Origin of the sequence: Streptomyces sp. NPDC015220 (assembly GCF_043079345.1) — a bacterium.
GTDB lineage: Bacteria > Actinomycetota > Actinomycetes > Streptomycetales > Streptomycetaceae > Streptomyces.
The window spans coordinates 636042-654596 of sequence record NZ_JBIBUK010000002.1 but is presented as its reverse complement, the minus strand read 5'-3'; the positions used below and the strand labels follow the sequence as shown (position 1 = coordinate 654596).

General features: G+C 74.1%; 10 protein-coding genes. 9 read left to right on the top strand and 1 reads right to left on the bottom strand.

The genetic code is table 11. From position 1 onward, the window contains the following. Positions 1 to 186: 186 nt before the first annotated feature. From ACF061_RS07750 to ACF061_RS07715, 8 genes are all read left to right on the top strand, one after another. Entirely contained in the window at positions 187 to 1893 is a 1707-nt protein-coding gene (locus ACF061_RS07750) for a glycerol-3-phosphate dehydrogenase/oxidase (protein WP_392265908.1), read from the top strand. Positions 1894 to 2105: 212 nt separating this feature from the next. Further along, positions 2106 to 4277 (top strand): serine/threonine-protein kinase, encoded by a 2172-nt coding sequence (locus tag ACF061_RS07745; RefSeq protein WP_392265907.1) that lies wholly within the window; start codon positions 2106 to 2108, stop codon positions 4275 to 4277. 174 nt (positions 4278 to 4451) lie between these two features. Continuing rightward, positions 4452 to 7313, top strand: coding sequence for a protein kinase (locus tag ACF061_RS07740; protein WP_392265906.1), 2862 nt, complete (start codon positions 4452 to 4454; stop codon positions 7311 to 7313). Positions 7314 to 7460: 147 nt separating this feature from the next. Then, positions 7461 to 9254, top strand: a complete 1794-nt coding sequence (locus ACF061_RS07735; RefSeq protein ID WP_392266184.1) for a protein kinase — start codon at positions 7461 to 7463, stop codon at positions 9252 to 9254. A 71-nt stretch (positions 9255 to 9325) separates the two neighbouring features. Beyond that, complete coding sequence (locus ACF061_RS07730; protein WP_392265905.1) at positions 9326 to 11065, top strand: serine/threonine-protein kinase; 1740 nt, start codon at positions 9326 to 9328, stop codon at positions 11063 to 11065. A gap of 444 nt (positions 11066 to 11509) precedes the next feature. Further along, positions 11510 to 13417 (top strand): protein kinase, encoded by a 1908-nt coding sequence (locus ACF061_RS07725; RefSeq protein WP_392265904.1) that lies wholly within the window; start codon positions 11510 to 11512, stop codon positions 13415 to 13417. A 130-nt stretch (positions 13418 to 13547) separates the two neighbouring features. Beyond that, a complete protein-coding gene (locus tag ACF061_RS07720; RefSeq protein ID WP_392265903.1) occupies positions 13548 to 15161 on the top strand; it encodes a succinic semialdehyde dehydrogenase in 1614 nt (537 codons plus the stop codon). A gap of 107 nt (positions 15162 to 15268) precedes the next feature. After that, entirely contained in the window at positions 15269 to 17074 is a 1806-nt protein-coding gene (locus ACF061_RS07715) for a GMC family oxidoreductase N-terminal domain-containing protein (RefSeq protein WP_392266183.1), read from the top strand. A 236-nt stretch (positions 17075 to 17310) separates the two neighbouring features. On the opposite strand, the gene ACF061_RS07710 is transcribed toward ACF061_RS07715, so the two are convergent. Next, complete coding sequence (locus ACF061_RS07710; protein WP_392265902.1) at positions 17311 to 18000, bottom strand: LAETG motif-containing sortase-dependent surface protein; 690 nt, start codon at positions 17998 to 18000, stop codon at positions 17311 to 17313. A 52-nt stretch (positions 18001 to 18052) separates the two neighbouring features. Here ACF061_RS07710 and ACF061_RS07705 point away from each other — a divergent pair, with 52 nt between their 5' ends. Beyond that, on the top strand, positions 18053 to 18490 hold the full coding sequence (locus tag ACF061_RS07705) for a hypothetical protein (protein WP_392265901.1): 438 nt from the start codon (positions 18053 to 18055) through the stop codon (positions 18488 to 18490). Positions 18491 to 18555: the final 65 nt, after the last annotated feature.

Here is an 18555-nt window from a genome sequence, read left to right as displayed (position 1 = left end):
TGACCGTTTTGTGGGATTGACCAGCGTGTTTCTCGGTGCGGCGGGGAGAGTTGTCCACAGGCTGGGGCGACTGGTGGCTGAAGTCGGGCAACACGGTCAGAATTCTGGGCAGGGAGACACGTGGGGGAGACGGGACGGGCTTCGCCCTACGGGCGCGGCCGGCGCTAGGGACAGCGGGAGGCAGCGGTGAGGACAGCGGCACTGGGGCCGGCGCAGCGCGCCGAGTCACTGGCGGAAATGGCCGAGCGCGAGCTGGACATCCTGGTCGTGGGCGGCGGCGTGGTGGGCGCGGGCACGGCCCTGGACGCCGTCACGCGCGGTCTGAGCACCGGCATCGTCGAGGCCCGCGACTGGGCGTCCGGGACGTCGAGCCGCTCCAGCAAGCTGATACACGGCGGACTGCGCTATCTGGAGATGCTCGACTTCGCCCTCGTCAGGGAGGCACTGAAGGAGCGCGGCCTGCTGCTGGAGCGCCTCGCCCCCCATCTGGTGCGGCCCGTGCCGTTCCTCTACCCGCTCCAGCACAGGGGCTGGGAGCGCTGGTACGCCGGTTCGGGCGTCGCGCTCTACGACGGCATGTCGATGGCCCGCGGTCACGGCCGGGGGCTGCCGCTGCACCGGCACCTGACCCGCCGTCAGGCACTGCGCGTCGCCCCCTGCCTGAAGAAGGACGCCCTGGTCGGCGCGCTCCAGTACTACGACGCACAGGTGGACGACGCCCGGTTCGTGGCCGCCCTGGTGCGCACCGCGGTGTCGTACGGCGCGAAGGCCGCCAACCGTGCGCGGGTCACCGGTTTCCTGCGCGAGGGCGAACGCGTGGTCGGCGCGAAGGTGCAGGACGTCGAGGGCGGCGGCGAGTACGAGATCCGCGCCAAGCAGATCGTCAACGCCACCGGGGTGTGGACCGACGACACCCAGGCGATGGTGGGGGAGCGCGGCCAGTTCCACGTGCGCGCCTCCAAGGGCATCCACCTCGTCGTGCCCAAGGACCGCATCAGCTCCACCACCGGGCTGATCCTGCGCACCGAGAAGTCCGTGCTGTTCGTCATCCCCTGGGGCCGGCACTGGATCGTCGGCACCACCGACACCGACTGGGACCTGGACAAGGCGCACCCGGCCGCCTCCAGCGCCGACATCGACTACCTGCTGGAGCACGTGAACTCGGTGCTGGCGGTGCCGCTCAGCCGGGACGACGTCCAGGGCGTGTACGCGGGACTGCGGCCCCTGCTGGCCGGCGAGTCCGACGCCACCAGCAAGCTCTCGCGCGAGCACACCGTGGCCCATCCGGCGCCGGGTCTGGTCGTGGTCGCGGGCGGCAAGTACACGACGTACCGGGTGATGGCCAAGGACGCCGTCGACGAGGCCGTGCACGGCCTGGACATGCGGGTCGCCGACTGCGTCACCGAGGAGATCCCGCTGTACGGCGCCGAGGGCTACCGGGCGCTGTGGAACGCCCGGGCGCGGATCGCCGCCGAGACCGGCATCCACGTGGTGCGCGTGGAGCACCTGTTGAACCGGTACGGCTCGGCCGCGCAGGAGGTGCTCGCCCTCATCGCCGCCGATCCGGCCCTCGGCGCGCCCCTGAGGTCCGCCGACGACTATCTGCGCGCCGAGGTCGTCCACGCCGCCTCGCACGAGGGCGCCCGGCACCTGGACGACGTGCTGACCCGGCGTACCCGCATATCCATCGAGACCTTCGACCGCGGCACGCGCAGCGCCCGGGAGGCCGCCGAGCTGATGGCGCCCGTGCTGGGCTGGGACGAGGGCCAGATCGAACGCGAGGTCCAGCACTACGAGAAGCGGGTCGAGGCCGAGCGGGAGTCGCAGCGGCAGCCTGACGACCTGACGGCCGACGCGGCACGGCTGGGCGCGCCGGACATCGTGCCGCTGTAGCGCGGTCGCGGCGCCCCGGGACCCTTACGGCCGGAAGTGTCCCGGAGCTCCGGCACCCCCCGCTGACCTCCTGTCACGGGCCGTCATCCCGCCACGCCGGGAGCGCTGTTCGGCTACCGCCCGGGGTGCCCCGAGGGGCACCCTGGGCGTGGAGCACTTGCCGGGTGAGAGACAATGGAGCCTCTGTCAGGGCGGGTTGCATGAGGGGACGCATGTCGGAGGCGGAGCGGGCGGGTGCATCCCGTCAGGACACTCGTCAGGACAACAGCGAGCGTCTTCTCGCCGGGCGGTACCGGCTGGGGGACGTGCTCGGCCGGGGCGGCATGGGCACGGTGTGGCGCGCCCAGGACGAGACCCTGGGCCGAACGGTCGCGGTCAAGGAACTGCGGTTCCCGTCGAACATCGACGAGGAGGAGAAGCGGCGCCTGATCACGCGCACGCTGCGCGAGGCCAAGGCCATCGCACGGATCCGCAACACCAGCGCGGTGACCGTCTTCGACGTGGTCGACGAGGACGACCGGCCGTGGATCGTGATGGAACTGGTCGAGGGCAAGTCCCTGGCCGAGGTCATCCGCGAGGACGGACTGCTCAAGCCGAGGCGGGCCGCGGAGGTCGGACTCGCCGTCCTCGACGTGCTGCGCTCCGCGCACCGCCAGGGCATCCTGCACCGCGACGTGAAGCCGTCCAACGTCCTCATCGCCGAGGACGGCCGGGTCGTGCTCACCGACTTCGGCATCGCCCAGGTCGAGGGCGACCCGTCCATCACCTCGACCGGCATGCTGGTGGGCGCGCCCTCCTACATCTCCCCGGAGCGGGCCCGCGGTCACAAGCCGGGCCCGGCGGCCGACCTGTGGTCGCTCGGCGGCCTGATCTACGCGTCGGTCGAGGGCTCGCCGCCGTACGACAAGGGCTCGGCTATCGCCACGCTGACCGCGGTGATGACCGAGCCGCTGGAGGAGCCGAAGAACGCCGGCCCGCTCCGTGACGTCATCTACGGCCTGCTCAACAAGGACCCGGCCAAGCGCCTCGACGACGCGGGCGCCCGGGCGATGCTCAAGGCCGTCATCAACGCGCCCGAGCCGGGGGAGAGGGAGCCCGAGCCGCCCCTGGACGCGACGCGGGTGGTCCCGCTGCCCGCGCAGCCGGACCGGCGGGCGGGCAAGGGCGGTTCGGCAGGCCGGGGCGCCGGATCAGCGGCGGAGCCCGGTCCCGGTTCCGCTCCGGGGGCCGGGGGCAAGCGGGGCGAGGAGGCGGCCGATCGGCTGCGCGGCGCGCTGCGGTCCGTGCGCAAGGCGGCCGGTTCGGCGGGCACCGCCCGCCCCACCGGGCCCGCGGCCGGCGCCGCCGGTTCGGCCGCCGGGGGCTCGGCCGCCGCCGCGAGCGGGACGGCTCCCGCCACGGCCGGTCAGGCGAAGGGCGCCGGCATGCCCGCCGGGCCCGCAAGCGGCGCCGGGGCCCGCACCGGAACGCGGCCCGGGAACGGAACCGGGACCGCCGGCGGCGGGAACGGCACGCAGGCCGGCCGAGCCGGTTCCGGCTGGCCCGTGATGCCGCCGCCGGACCTCGACCTGCCGCCCCGGCCGGCGCCCAGGGCGCCGCTGACCGACGTGGTGCCGCGGCGCACGCTGGTGATCATCGCGGTGGTCGTGGCGCTCGCCGTCGTCGGCGCCGTGCTGGCCGTCGTCCTCAGCGGTGACGACGAGGGCTCCAAGAGCGGCGACAGCGGCGCCGCCCGTACGTCCGTCACCGCCGGCACGACCGCGAGCTCCGTGTCCGAGGAGGACCCGAACGCCGCGAACGGGGCGGGCGGGAAGCGCACCGACTCGGCCGGGGGCACGTCCCCGGCGGCCGGTTCGGGCGAGTCGCCCTCGGCGGGCGCCGGCGCGCCGGACGACGACGGTTCGGATTCCCCGTCCGGCTCCGACTCCGCCTCGGACTCCGGCGGCGACGACGCGGCGGTGACGACGTACAAGAGCGGACAGGGCTTCACCATCGGGCTGCCCAAGGGGTGGAAGTACACCTCCACCGACGACGCGGGCGCCCGCTTCACCGGCCCCGACGGTCAGCGGCTGCTGGTCGGCTGGACGTCCTCGCCCAAGAGCGACCCGGTGGCCGACTGGCGCAAGCAGGAGCGCTACATGGTGCGCCCCCAGTACCACCGCATCCGGATCGAGAAGGTGGGCTACCGCGGCTGGAACACCGCCGACTGGGAGTTCACCTACGTCGGCGACGGGACCAAGTACCGGGTCGTGGACCGTGGGTTCGTCGTCGGCGACGACCTCGGGTACGGCCTGATGTACACGGCGAAGGCCGACGACTGGGACGGCGATCTGCGCCGTGACACCTGGCGGACGCTGACGAGGACCTTCGAACCCAGGAAGTGAGGCGAGCGGTCCCGGGGCGCGGGACCGGCTCGCACGGTTTTGCGGCACCAGATCCGGCAACCCCTCTTTGTGGGTTGCCTCCGGCACGTATCGTGAGTGGTTGCGGACCGTGAGCCTCGGGAACGGGTCGCGTGGCGAACGCATCTGACCGACCGTGCGGCCGGGGGAGGCAACGTGGACGACTATGCGGGCCGGGTGCTCGCCGACCGCTACCGCCTGCCGCTGCCCCCGTCCGACGAGTACGAACTCTCCGAGACCCGGGCCTTCGACACCTACAGCGGGCAGGAAGTGCTGCTGAGGCAGGTGCCGTTGCCCGAGGTGGTCGAGGCGGAGGTGCTCGACGCGGACGGCCTGCCCGAGGGGTTCACCGCCCGCGACGACTCCGTCCTGCGGTCCGCTTCGCGCGCCGGTCGCCAGGGGCGCGCCACCGGGCCCGGTGGCTCCGCGCGTCCGGCCACCCGGCGGCCCGCCGACCCGGCGGTGCGCCGCGCCCTGGAAGCGGCGCAGGCCGCCGCCCGGATCCCCGACCATCCGCGGCTCGACCAGGTCTTCGACGTGTTCGCGGAGGGCGGGTCGCTGTGGATCGCCAGTGAACTGGTCGCCGCGCGACCGCTGGCGGCGCTGCTGGCCGAGAGCCCGCTGACGCCCTACCGGGCGGCCGAGGTGGCCTCCGACATACTCATGGCCCTGCGGGTGCTGCACGGCCACGGCTGGGTGCACCGCAACATCACCGCCCGCACGGTCCTGGTCTGCGACGACGGCCGGGTGATGCTGACCGGACTCGCGGTCGGCGCGGCGGAAGAGGCCCTGTGCGGCTACGACCCGGTGCCGGCCCAGGACGACGATCACGCCGCCCACGAGGACCCGGCGCCGTACGACGGGGCCGGAGGACCGGAAGGCTTCGGCGGGCCCGGGCACACGGCCGGGCCCGGGCCCGGCCGTGCGCCCGGACCGGCCGAGCGCGGATTCTCCGGTGCCGGTGCCGGTGCCGGTGCCGGTGCCGGTGCCGGTGGCGGCTCGGGGCGTGCGCCGGAGATCGGTGGTGTTGCCGGTGCCGGTGCCGGTGCCGGTGCCGGCGACGGTGGCGCCGGCCTCGGCGGTGAGGCGGGCCGCCCGGGCGACGCCCCGGTGGACCCCGAGGCCGCGCGGCGGGCCGCCATCGAGGCACGGGCGGCCGGCGCCCTGCCCCCGGCCGGCGACGACACGTTGGACGACCCGCAGGAGCCGGGAGCGCTCGTGCGGCGGGCTCCGGAGAGCGGCGAGGACGTCCGCGCGGCCCGGGCCGGGGCGATCGCCGCGTACCGCGCGGGAGCCCGGGCGGCGGCCCGGGTGCAGGAGGCACAGCAGAGTGCGCGCGCCGCGCTGCCCGCCGCGCGCCCGCCCGCCGAGGATGAGGACCGCGGCGCACCGCCGGGCCGGATCGCCGACCCGTACGGCGTCCGCGCCACCCCCTGGAACGGCGCGGCGGCGCGGCCCGCGGCCGGCGGCGCGCCGCCGGCCGCCGGGCCCGGCGGACAGGGCCGTGCGGTCCTCCCCGGCTCGTCCCGGAGCGGCCGACCCGGGCCCGCCCTTCCGCCCGGCGACGTACCGGGCGGCTCCGCGTTCGTCCCCGGCCGCGGCGGCCCGGCCTCCGGTTCCGGCCAGGGCGTGCCCGCCCTCGGCGCCGTACCCGCCGCGGGCGTGCCCGGCCCGGCGCCCGAGCCGGACGGGCCGGGAACCGTCCCACGGCCCGCACGCTGGGACGACCTCGGCGCGGGTTCGTCCACGCGGCGCGGGCCGGCCACCGCGCTCGCCGCCGAGCGGGCCCGACAGGCGCGGATGACCGTGGTCGGACCGGTGACCGAGCGGTGGGCTCCCGAACAGGCCGGGTCCGTGCACGAGAACTGGCAGCTCGCCGCGCCGATCGGACCCGCGACCGACCTGTGGGCGCTGGGCGCGCTGCTGTTCAGGGCGGTCCAGGGACACGCGCCCTACCCGGAGGAGTCGACCGCCGAGCTGGTGCAACTGGTGTGCGCCGAACCGCCCGCCTTCGCGGAGGAGTGCGGCGCGCTGCGTCCGGTCGTGGAGTCGCTGCTGCGGCAGGACCCCACCGAGAGGCTGGACTTCGAGGAACTGGGCGGCTGGCTGCGGTCGCTGGTGCGCTCCGCGCCCGAACCGGAGGCGGGCGCGCACGTGGTGGCCGCGCCGCCCGCGGACCCCAGCCGGCTGCCGATCGTCCGCCGCCGCGGCGAACTGGTGCGCAGGCGGCGCGCCGGGCTGCCCGCCCACCACGGACGGCACAAGCGGGCCAGACAGGAGGGCTCGCCGCGCAGCCTGGGACGCCTGCTGCTCCTGCTCGTCCTGCTCCTGATGGCCGCGGCGGTCGCATACGCGATGGTGTTCATGCCGAAGGCGGACCACGACGGGGCGGCCGGCGGCGACCATACGGGATCCGCCGGGGAAGCGAGCCCGGCCCCGGAGTCCTCGGGCGGCGACGCGAGCGGCGCGCCCGCGCCCGGCGCCGGCGACAGTTCCTCGCGGACGTCGGGTTCGACCGAGCAGACGTCGGGTTCGGCCGAGGCGCAGACCACCACCCCGGGCACGGCGGCCGGCTTCACCCTGCGCAAGGACCCCGCCGGGTTCCAGGTCGCCGTCGCGGGCGGCTGGAGCCGTACGCCGAAGAACGGCCAGGGGCAAGTGGTCTACTCCCACGGCGGCTTCGAGCTGATCGTGGTGCCCGGCCGGGACAGCGCGGCCGAGTTCGGGAGCGACCCGATGACGTACCAGCGGGAGAGGGAGAGCGAACTGCAGGCCTACCGCGCCTCCAGCTGGGCCACCTCCTCCGGGATGCGGACCATCACGGTGGGCGGGAAGTCCATGGCGGAGGGCCAGTTCACCTGGAACGGCGCGAGCGGGCAGGAACTCTTCGTGCGCAACCTCGCGATCCTCCTCGACGGCCGCTACCACGTCGTCCAGGTGCGGGGCCCGGAGAGCCGGCGCGACGAGGTGGACAAGCTGTACGAGCAGGCGTCGGCGACGTACCGCTACACCGGCTGAGACCGCGGTCGTCGCCGGAATTTTCCGGACGACCCGTCAAGGGACAACTGTCACAGTGCGGATACCGTGGCACCCCGCTGGTTCCCTGACCGTGGGCCGGTCCTTACGCTGGCCCTGTCAAGAGCATTGCGGGGAAACGTGAATCAGATGCAGGGCCAGCTCCTCGCGGGCCGCTACCGGCTCGCCGAATCCATCGGCAGCGGCGGCATGGGGCGGGTGTGGCGCGCCCACGACGAGGTGCTGCACCGGTCCGTCGCCATCAAGGAGTTGACCGCCGCGCTCTACGTGTCCGAGAGTGATCAGGCCGTCCTCCTCGCTCGTACCAGGGCGGAGGCGCGCGCGGCCGCCCGGATCAACCACTCCGCCGTCGTCACCGTGCACGACGTGCTCGAACACGACGGCCGCCCGTGGATCGTGATGGAACTCGTCGAGGGCCAGTCGCTGGCGGACGCCGTCAAGGAACGCGGCCGGGTGGAGCCGGCCGAGGCCGCCCGGATCGGTCTGTGGGTGCTGCGCGCCCTGCGCGCCGCGCACACCGCCGGGGTGCTGCACCGCGACGTCAAACCGGGCAACGTCCTGCTCGGCCAGGACGGCCGGGTCCTGCTCACCGACTTCGGCATCGCGCAGATAGAGGGCGACACCACGATCACCCGCACCGGAGAGGTGGTCGGCTCGGTCGACTACCTGGCCCCCGAGCGGGTCCGCGGCCACGATCCCGGCCCGGCCTCCGACCTGTGGGCGCTCGGCGCCACCCTCTACACGGCGGTGGAGGGGCTGTCGCCGTTCCGCCGCACCTCGCCGCTGACCACCATGCAGGCGGTCGTCGACGAGGAGCCCCGCGAGACCCGGCACGCCGGTCCGCTCGGACCGGTCATCACCGCGCTGCTGCGCAAGGACCCGGCCCACCGCCCGGAGGTCCTGGCCGCCGAGCAGATGCTCGCGGAGGCCGCGGAGGGCCGGCGGCCGAGGGACGCGCAGGAGTACGTCCCCACGCGGACGGTCGGTCACCAGAGGGAGGCGGGCACCGGGACCACCGGCGCTGGGACGGGCGCCACGGCCTCCGGCGACGCCGCAACCGCGCAGCCGGTTCCGGCCCCCTCCGGCACGGCCGGCCAGGGCTTCTCCGGCCCCTACGGCGCCATGGGCGTCCCCGGCCCCCTGGGCGCCCCGGGGCAACAGCCGTCGAACGCCCGGACGGCCGTCGGCCCCGGGCACGCCACGGCCGTCGGCCCCGCGTACGCCGCGCCCGGCACGGTCGCGCCGACCAGGCGCCGCCGACTGCGCAACGCGGCCCTCGTGGTGGTCCTCGCCGCGCTCATCGGCGGCGGCACCGCGGTGGTCCTGCAGAAGTGGGACGAGCGCCGGGGGCAGGCTAGCGGCACGTCCGCGTCCACACCGCCCTCCACCCCGGTCCAGGCCGAGCCGAGCCCCACGACGACGAAGGCGAAGAAGAGCGGTTCCACGGGCGACCTGCCCGCCGGCTGGACCCGCAAGAAGGACCCCAACGGCTTCAGCATCGCCGTGCCCGGTGAGAACTGGCAGCGGGTGCAGTCCGACCCGGCACTGCACCAGGTCGACTACACGCCCGACGGCGGCGAGCACTTCATCCGCATCGCCGTGGACGACTCGCCGGACTTCCCCACCGCGCACGACCACCAGCTCGACCTGGAACAGCAGTTGCACCGGCTGGTCGACTACCAGCGTGTGACGCTGCGGAACAACACCTTCCGTGACCGTCCCGGCTCCCTGTGGGAGTACACCTGGACCGCGCTGGCCAAGGACACCCCCTACCCCGGACCGCGGCACGCCGTCGAGGAGATCTACTTCTCCCGCTCGGGCGTGGAGTACGCGATCTACATGTCCGGACCCGAAGCCGACTGGTCCTCCACGGAGCGGCAGTTCAAGACGGTGCTGCAGAGCTGGCGGCCCGAGTCGGGCTGACCGGGAAGGCGCTCGTGCTTGGCCGGTCGGCGCCCCGGGAGGAGCCCCGTCGATGCGGCATGATGGGGCGCATGGTGACCGAGGGGGACGACTCCCGCGTGATCGCGGACCGTTACCGCCTGGAGGCGCGGCTCGGCCGCGGGGGCATGGGCGTCGTGTGGCGGGCCACCGACCAACTGCTCGGCCGGCAGGTCGCGGTCAAGGAACTCCCGTTCGACGCAACGCTGTCCGTCGAGGAGTCAGGGCAACAGCGCGACCGTACGCTGCGGGAGGCCCGCGCGGTCGCCCAACTGCGCCATCCGCACATCATCGTCGTCCACGACGTCGTGGAGCAGGACGAACGCCCCTTCATCGTCATGGAGCTGATCGACGGCGGATCGCTCGCCGAGCGGATCACCACCCGCGGCCCGGTGGAGCCCGCCGAGGGCGCCCGGATCGGCATCGCGCTGCTGGGCGCGCTGCGTACCGCGCACGCGGCCGGAGTGCTGCACCGCGACATCAAACCGGCGAACGTCCTGATGGAGTCCGGTACCGACCGGGTCGTCCTCACCGACTTCGGCATCGCCCAGGTGGCCGGCGCCACCACGCTCACCGAGACCGGGTCCTTCGTCGGGTCGCCGGAGTACACCGCGCCCGAACGCATGTCCGGCGTGGGCACGGGCCCGGAGTCCGACCTGTGGTCGCTCGGCGCGCTGCTGTGCACCGCGCTCAGCGGTGAGTCCCCGTTCCGCCGGGACTCCCTGGGCGGCATCCTGCACGCGGTCGTCATGGACGAGATCAGGCCGCCCGCGCAGGCCGGCCCGCTGCTGCCCGTCGTACGCGGACTGCTGGAACGCGACCCGGACCGGCGGCTGACGGCGGCCGAGGCGGAGGGCATGCTGCGTGGCTACCTGGAGTCGGGCCGCACGCCGCGGCCGCCGGCGGCCCGCCATACGCCCTCGGCGCCGCCTCCGTCCTACACGCCCACTCAGCGGAACGTGCCGCGGCCACCGGGGACGCCCTGGCCACTGCCGTCGGCGCCGGGCCCGGCATCGCCGCCGAGCCCGGTGCCGCCCGGCGCGCCCGAGGCGCCCGCCGGCCACTCCACCCGGCGTGTGCTGGTCACCGCGCTGGCCGCCGCCGCGATGGCCACCGCGGGCGTGTCCACGGTGGCGCTGCTGATGAACGGCCACGGGAACGGCGGTGCCACGCCCACGAGTTCGGCCGGGCGGACCGTCACGGGCAACCCCGGGAACGCCACGGGCACCGCGGCGGGCACGCAGTCCCAGCGGCCACCGGAGCCGTCGGCACCGCCGTCGTCGGCCACGGCGTCGGCCGGACCGGCGGCCACCGCCACCCGGTCCGCGCCGACCGGCGGCGACGGGCCGGCCGTGCCCTCCGGCTACCACCCGGCGCGGGACCCGGCGGGCTTCTCGCTGGCCGTCCCGGACGGCTTCACCCGGTCCCAGCAGGGGGTGCGGATCTTCTACGTGTCGCCGGGGGAGACCTTCCGCCTCGGCATCAGGGTCGCCGGTCCGGGCGCCGGCGGCCCGCTCGCCGTGATGCGCCGCGCGGACTCCGCCGGCCCGTCCACCAACCCCGGCTACCACGACGGCGAGGTCACCGGGATCACGCACGCCGGGCGCCCGGCCGCCCTGTGGGAGTTCACCTGGGACGGCTTCAGCGCGGCGGAGGGACCGCGGCACACCTACGACCTGTGCTGGGAGCAGGACGGGCGGCTGTACGACGTGTGGGTGTCGGCACCGGTCGGCAAGGTGCGCGAGGCCAGGGAGTACTTCGACGTCGCGGTCGACACGTTCAGCCCGGAGTGAGCCCCGGGGCGCGAGGCCGGTCGACGGGGCGCCGGTCGGCACGGCACGGGTCCGTCGACGCGGCCCCGACGACGCGACGTTCCACGGCGGGAAGGCCGCCGGGATCACCGTCGGCTACGTCACCGGCGACTCCCAGCACCCCCGTCCGCGCGAGCTGCGGATCTTCCACTGCAAAACCGCCGCCGGCGACATGTACGAGCTCTTCGTCGGCTACCCCGGCAAGGGGGACTTCACCGAGCGCGGACGCGCGGTGGCGAGGGCGGCCGTCGCTGACCTGGACGTCGACCGGCCGTGACGCGGGGGAGGCGCTGGTCCCGGCCCGCCTCGCCGGGCCGGACACGGTCGAAGTGAGCGGCGCGGGCAGTCGGTTGGCACCGGCACGGCGGGTCGGCCGGGCCTCCGTACGCGTCGACAGGGAGGCGCGCGGCACGGTACTCATGGGACATGCGTGAGGACGGCGGACAGGTGGCCGACGGGGGCCTCGAAACCGGCGACGGCCGCACGGTGGGCGACGGCCGCACGGTGGGCGGGCGTTACCGGCTGGTCGAGCGCATCGGCGGGGGCGGGACGGGCACCGTGTGGCGGGCGTACGACGAGCTCGTGGAGCGCGAGGTCGCCGTCAAGCGGCCGCGGTTGCCGGGTGATCCCGAGAGCGAGGAGTACCGGCGCGCGGCCCACCGGCTGTACCGGGAGGCCCGGGCCGCCGCGCGGGTGGACCACCCCTGTGCCGTCACCCTCCACGACGTCGTCGTGGAGGACTCGGTCCCGTGGATCGTCATGGAGCTGATCCGGGGCGAGTCGTTGCACGAGGTCCTGCGGCGCGGCCCCCTCGATCCCGCCGGGGCCGCCCGGATCGGCCTCGGCGTCCTCGGCGCCCTGCGGGCCGCGCACGCAGTCGGCATCGTGCACCGGGACGTGAAGCCCGCCAACGTCCTGCTCGGCCCGGACGGCCGGGTCGTCCTCACGGACTTCGGCATCGCACAGGTGCGGGGTGAGCAGAACCTCACCGTAGCCGGGGAGTTCCTCGGCTCCCTGGAGTGCGTCGCGCCCGAGCGGATGTCCGGCCGGGGCGCGGGCCCGGCCTCCGACCTCTGGTCGCTGGGCGTTCTCCTGTACGCCGCCGTCGAGGGCACGTCCCCGTTCCGGCGCACGACAGGGGAGGCCACCCTCGCCGCGGTCATCACCGCCGACCCGCCCGAACCGGAGCGGGCGGGGCCGCTGGGGCCGCTGCTCGCACGGCTGCTGGACAAGACGCCCGAGGCGCGGCCGCCGGCGCACGAGGTGGCCGCGGCCCTGGAACCGGTGGCCGCGGAGACGACGGCTCCCGTCTCCGGTTCCGGTCTCGTGTCGGGTTCCGGTCCTGCGTCCGGTCCCTCTCATATGTCCGGCCTCTCTCCCATGTCCGGTCCTGCCCCCGTCTCCGGTCCTGCCCCCGTCTCCGGTTCCGTCTCCGGTTCCGGTCTCGTGTCGGGTTCCGGTCCCGTCCCCGGACCCGAGCCCGCAGTGGCGCGGGCCGAGGCCGTACCGGAGCCGGCGCCGGCTCCGGAAGCCGCGAGCGCGCCCACCGGTGAATCCCCGACGACGGCCGAGCCGGGGCAGAGTCCGCCCGGGAAGTCACGGCATGCCCCGTCGCGGACCGCGTCGTGGGCGCGGCCGCGGGACACGTCGACCCCCGAGCCGCCTCACCGGTCCCGCCGGCTGAGCCCCGCCCCGTTCGCCCTCGCCGGGGCGCTCGTCCTGGGTGGGCTGGGATACGGCCTCGTGGCGCACGGCAGCGGCGGTGGGGCGGCAGCCGTGAAGGAGGACACCGGCGGCAGGGGGAGGCCGGAGGCCACCGGAAGCGGCTGGGTGGGGCACGAGGAGAAGGCGATGAGCGCCGTCCTCTTCCTGCCGGCGGACTACACCCGCCGGAGCGCCCGGAGCCACACGGCCACCCAGCCCCGTACCGCCGTCTACGCCCACGACGACGGCGACCACGCCGTCCAGGTCCGTCTCCTTCAATGGGACAGGGCGCCCGGCTCGCCCCGCGACGAGGCGCGCCTCCTGGAGCGCGACGGCTCCACCGTGCGGTACACGCGGACCAGCCTGAACGGTCAGGAGGCCGTCCTCGCCGACACCACCCGCAGGCCGGACACCACCGGCGCTCCGGTCGACGGCGCCGAGCCGGGCGGCGCTCGCGGGGCGGACGCCACCGTCACCCGCACCATGGCGCTGATCGTCCGCACCGACGACGGCCGGATGTTCGAGCTGCGCGTCGACATGCCCGGGGGCACCGCGGACGAGAAGAAGGGGACGGCGGTGTTCGAGGGCGCCCGCGACCGGCTCGAAATAGCCGGGCGGACCACGCAGTAGTCAGGGAACCGGCCGAAGGTCCCTGATCAGCGCATTCGCTGCCAGTGATCACTGGCGCCGTGTGAGCACTCGGTGAATCCCCGTTACCGATGGGTACACAAAGCCTCTCCCGCGGCATACCCTGCGCTTCATGACGGACGCGCAGGCCCCGGCACAGACCGGCACGAACCCCCTGGCCCCCGCCCCCGCGGGCGCCCGGACCGCCGCCGACGTGGTGACCCCCGAACTGGTCGCCCAGCTCACCAAGGGCGTCGTCGGTTCGGGCCGGACCGCCAACCACACTCCGTTCACCGGTGAGAAGCTCGCCGACCTGCCCGAGTCCACCCCAGAGGACGTGGCCCTCGCCTTCGAACGGGCCCGTGCCGCGCAGAGCGCCTGGGGCCGCACCCCGGTACGGCAGCGCGCCGCCGTCCTGCTCCGCTTCCACGACCTCGTGCTCGACCGCCAGGCCGAGGTGCTCGACCTGATCCAGCTGGAGACCGGCAAGGCCCGCCTGCACGCGCACGAGGAGGTGCAGGCCGTCGCCGTCGCCTCCCGGCACTACGGCCGCCGGGCCGCCGCCTATCTGAAGCCGAAGCGGCACACCGGCGCCATCCCGACCCTGACGAAGGTCACCGAACTGCGCCACCCGCGCGGCGTCGTCGGCCAGATCGCCCCCTGGAACTACCCGCTGGAACTCTCGGTGGGCGACGCGCTGCCGGCCTTCGCCGCGGGCAACGCGGTGGTGATGAAGCCCGACACCGAGACCTGCCTGACCGCGCTGTGGGCCCGCGACCTGCTCGTCGAGGCCGGGCTGCCGGCCGAGGTCTTCCAGGTCGTCATCGGCGACGGCCCGGTCGTCGGCCCGGAGGTCGTCAGGCACGCCGACTACGTCTCCTTCACCGGCTCCACCCGCACCGGCCGCGAGGTCGCCCAGGGCGCCGCCGCCCGCCTGGTCGGCGTCTCCCTCGAACTCGGCGGCAAGAACGCCATGCTGGTCCTGGAGGACGCCGACGTCGAGAAGGCGGCGGCCGGAGCCGTCCGCGCCTGCTTCTCCTCCGCCGGCCAGCTGTGCATCTCCATCGAGCGGCTGTACGTCCACGAGGCCGTCGCGGACGCCTTCCTCGAACGTTTCGTCGCCCGCACGAAGGCGATGCGGCTCGGCACCTCCCTCGCCTACGGCGCCGACATGGGCTCACTGGTCGGCGAACGGCAGCTGAAGACGGTCGCGCGGCACGTGGAGGAGGCCGTCGCCAAGGGCGCCACGGTGCTGGCCGGCGGGGTCGCCCGCCCGGACATCGGCCCGTACTTCTTCGAGCCGACCATCCTCGACGGCGTCGACGCCCCGATGGCCGTCTGCACGGAGGAGACCTTCGGCCCGGTCGTCTCCGTCTACCGCTTCGCCGACGACGACGAGGCCGTCGAGCGCGCCAACTCCACCGCGTACGGCCTGAATTCGTCGGTCTGGACGCGGGACGCCCGCCGGGGCCGCGAGGTCGCCGCCCGGCTGCGCACCGGCACGGTCAACGTCAACGAGGGGTACGCGCCCGCCTACGGCAGCGTCCAGTCGCCGATGGGCGGCATGAAGGACTCCGGGCTCGGCCGACGGCACGGCTCCGAGGGCATCCTCAAGTACACCGAGGCCCAGACCATCGCCCACCAGCGGCTGCTTCCCATGGCCCCGTCGCTCGGCATGGACGACGAGAAGTACGCGGCGTTCATGAGCCGGAGCCTGAAGGCCATGAAGGCGTTCCGGTTCCGTTAGCCCACACCCGTTCTCGACGAGGAGAGCACGTGTCGCAGGAGAACTCCGTCCGCGATCAGGACGACGCGGCGCACGACCACGCCGACGCGGCCCACGAGCGCGAGGACGTGTCCCAGGAAGGCACGGCACGCGACCGTGACGACGAGGCCTACGACTACGACGTCGTCGTCGTCGGCTCCGGCTTCGGCGGCTCCGTCACCGCGCTGCGCCTGACCGAGAAGGGCTACCGGGTCGGCGTCCTGGAGGCCGGCCGCCGCTTCACCCGCGAGACCCTGCCGAAGAACTCCTGGGACCTGAAGAACTACCTGTGGGCCCCGAAGCTCGGTATGTACGGCATCCAGCGCATCCACCTGCTGGGCAACGTCATGGTGCTGGCCGGCGCGGGAGTCGGCGGCGGCTCCCTCAACTACGCCAACACCCTCTACGTGCCGCCGAAGGCGTTCTTCGAGGATCCCCAGTGGCGGGGGATCACCGACTGGGAGGAGGAGCTGGCCCCGTACTACGACCAGGCCAGGCGGATGCTGGGCGTCCGGCTCAACCCGACGATGACCCCCTCCGACGTGCACCTGAAGGCGGCGGCGCAGCGCATGGGCGTCGGCGACACCTTCCACATGGCCCCGGTCGGAGTGTTCTTCGGGGACGGCGAGGACGCCGACGGCACGGCGAAGGCCAAGCCCGGACAGCAGGTCGCCGACCCCTACTTCGGCGGCGTCGGTCCGGCGCGCAAGGCCTGCACCGAGTGCGGCGAGTGCATGACGGGCTGCCGGCACGGCGCGAAGAACACGCTGAACGAGAACTACCTGCACCTCGCCGAGAAGGCGGGCGCCGTGGTCCACCCCATGACGACGGTCGTGTCGGTCACGGACGACTCGCGCGGCGGCTACGCCGTGGCCACCCTTCCGACCGACGACCGGAGGAAGGGCGCCGGCCGGCTCTTCACCGCCCGCCGGGTCGTCCTGGCGGCCGGCACCTACGGCACCCAGACCCTGCTGCACCGGATGAAGGCGGGCCGGCAACTGCCCTACCTCTCGCCTCGGCTGGGCGAGCTGACCCGCACCAACTCCGAGGCGCTGGTGGGCGCGCAGACCGACGACCGGCGCTACCGCCGGGCGACCGGCCGGCCGAGGGCCGACTTCACCCGCGGAGTCGCCATCACCTCCTCCGTCCACCCCGACGAGAACACCCACATCGAGCCGGTCCGCTACGGCCGGGGCTCCAACTCGATGGGCGGCCTGTCGATCCTCCAGGTCCCCTACACGGAGGGCTCGTCGAGGGTCACGGCCTGGCTGGCGAACGCCGCCCGCCACCCGATGCTCGTCCTGCGCTCGCTGTCGAACCGCCGCTGGTCGGAGCGGACCATCATCGGCCTGGTGATGCAGTCCCTGGACAACTCCCTGACGACGTACCTGAAGCCCGACGGCGTCGGAAAGGGCCTGCTCACCGCCCGTCAGGGGCACGGCTCGCCCAATCCCAAGCAGATCCGCGCCGCCACCGAGGGCGCCACCGCGCTCGCCGCCGAGATCAACGGCTTCGCCGGCTCCAACGTGGGCGAGCTGATGGGCACCCCGCTCACCGCGCACTTCCTCGGCGGCTGCCCGATCGGCGACTCGGCCGAGAGCGGCGTCATCGACCCGTACCACCGGCTCTACGGCCACCCGGGCATCTCGGTCGTCGACGGCGCGGCGGTCTCGGCGAACCTGGGTGTGAACCCGTCCCTGACCATCACGGCCCAGGCCGAGCGGGCGATGTCGTACTGGCCCAACAAGGGCGAGGCCGACCCGCGCCCGGCGCAGGGCACGGCGTACGAGCGGCTGAAGCCGGTGGAGCCCCGGCGGCCGGCGGTTCCGGCGGACGCGTTCGGCGCGCTGCGGCTGCCGTTCCTCGGCATGCCCTCGGTGCCGCCGAAGAAGTAGCCGGCGCGGGAGGAACGGCAGGAGACCGGCTCGGGAAGAGCGGCAGAGGGCCGGCCCGGTAAGAGCGGCAGGAGCCCGGCAGGAACGGCAGAGGGCCGGCCCGGTAGGAGCGGCAGGAGGCCGGCTCGGTGGGAACCGCATGAGAGAAGGACCTGCACCCCCCTCCTGGCACAGGTCCTTCTCCCCCCGAGGGCCCCGCGCCGTGCGGTGCGGGACCCTGCGATCCGTCGGGCGCGTTACGCCTGCGCGCCGCCCTTGCGGCGACGGACGGCGAACAGCGCGCCGGCGCCGACGACCACCGCGAGGCCGCCGACGAAGCCGATCACGGGCACCATGGAGCTGGAGCCGGTCTCGGCGAGGGTGCCGGTGGGCGGGATCTCCTTGGCGCCGCCCTGTGGCTGCTTGCCGCCCGTGGGCTTGTCGCCGTTGTCGGGCTTCGGCTTGGCGTCACCCGGCTCGTCGTTGGGGCTGCCGGGCTTGAGGACGGTGAACGTGTAGTAGTCGAACGCGCTGTGGACGCAGTTCTTCTCCTGGTCGACGTAACCACCCAGACCCACGGTGTAGCCGTCGCCCGCGGGGGCCTTCGCGGTGATGTTCACGCGCAGCTTGATGTCGACCGTCTGCTTGGGACCGAGCGGCGTCTCACCGAAGTAGATGCCACCGCCGATCTCGTCCGTGAGGGACTCCCAGGCCTTGGTCGCGGGGTTGAAGTACTCGAGCTGGGTGTAGGTGCTCAGCCAGTCCTTCTCGTTCTCGCTCATCGAGTCGTTGTCGATGATCGCGAGCCACTGCACCTGGCCGAGGGACTGGTTGCCGTGGTTGGCGGCGGTGAGCTTGAACGGGTGCCAGCCGCTGCCCGCGACGATCTTGCCGGGCAGACCGGAGACCGCGATCGTCAGCTGGGAGTCGGGGTCGACCTCGTCCATCGTGCAGGGCGTCGGGTCGGCCGTGGGCTCGGCGGACTCCGAGGTCTGCGGGGTGGGGCTGCTCGGCGCCGGGCTGGACGGGGAGGGTGAGGCGGACGCGCTCTCGGACGCGGACACGCTCGGGGAGGGCGACGTGGTCTCGGTCTCGGACGCCGACGTGCTCGGGGAGGGCGACGTGGTCTCGGTCTCGGACGCCGACGTGCTCGGAGAGGGCGACTCGCTCGGGGAGGGTGACTCGTCGGCGCTCGTGCTGGCGCTCGGCGAAGGGCTCTCATCGGTGGACGCGAACGCGGTCGGCGCCGACAGCAGAGCCAGTGGAGCTATGACAGCCGTCGCGGCCGCGGTGACCATGGCGCGGCGAAGCTTCATGAAGACCTCGGGAGATCTGGCGTACGGCACCTTCGGCGCAGCACGGACGCTGGGTGAGGCATCCGCGTGGCGGTGCGGATGTGACCCTCGGTTCTGCTGGTGTGACCCGAGCAGGCTGTGAATGGTTGCGTCCTTTCACAGAATTCTCATGTGGCGTGCATCACACCCTGATGGGGACTCAGCTGC

Excerpts from the sequence above, each read along its gene's own strand:
- ACF061_RS07725 (WP_392265904.1), top strand. The coding sequence starts at position 11,510 with ATGCGTGAGGACGGCGGACAGGTGGCCGACGGGGGCCTCGAAACCGGC.
- ACF061_RS07730 (WP_392265905.1), top strand. The coding sequence starts at position 9,326 with ATGGTGACCGAGGGGGACGACTCCCGCGTGATCGCGGACCGTTACCGC.
- ACF061_RS07720 (WP_392265903.1), top strand. The coding sequence starts at position 13,548 with ATGACGGACGCGCAGGCCCCGGCACAGACCGGCACGAACCCCCTGGCC.
- ACF061_RS07735 (WP_392266184.1), top strand. The coding sequence starts at position 7,461 with ATGCAGGGCCAGCTCCTCGCGGGCCGCTACCGGCTCGCCGAATCCATC.
- ACF061_RS07710 (WP_392265902.1), bottom strand. The coding sequence starts at position 18,000 with ATGGACGAGGTCGACCCCGACTCCCAGCTGACGATCGCGGTCTCCGGT.
- ACF061_RS07745 (WP_392265907.1), top strand. The coding sequence starts at position 2,106 with ATGTCGGAGGCGGAGCGGGCGGGTGCATCCCGTCAGGACACTCGTCAG.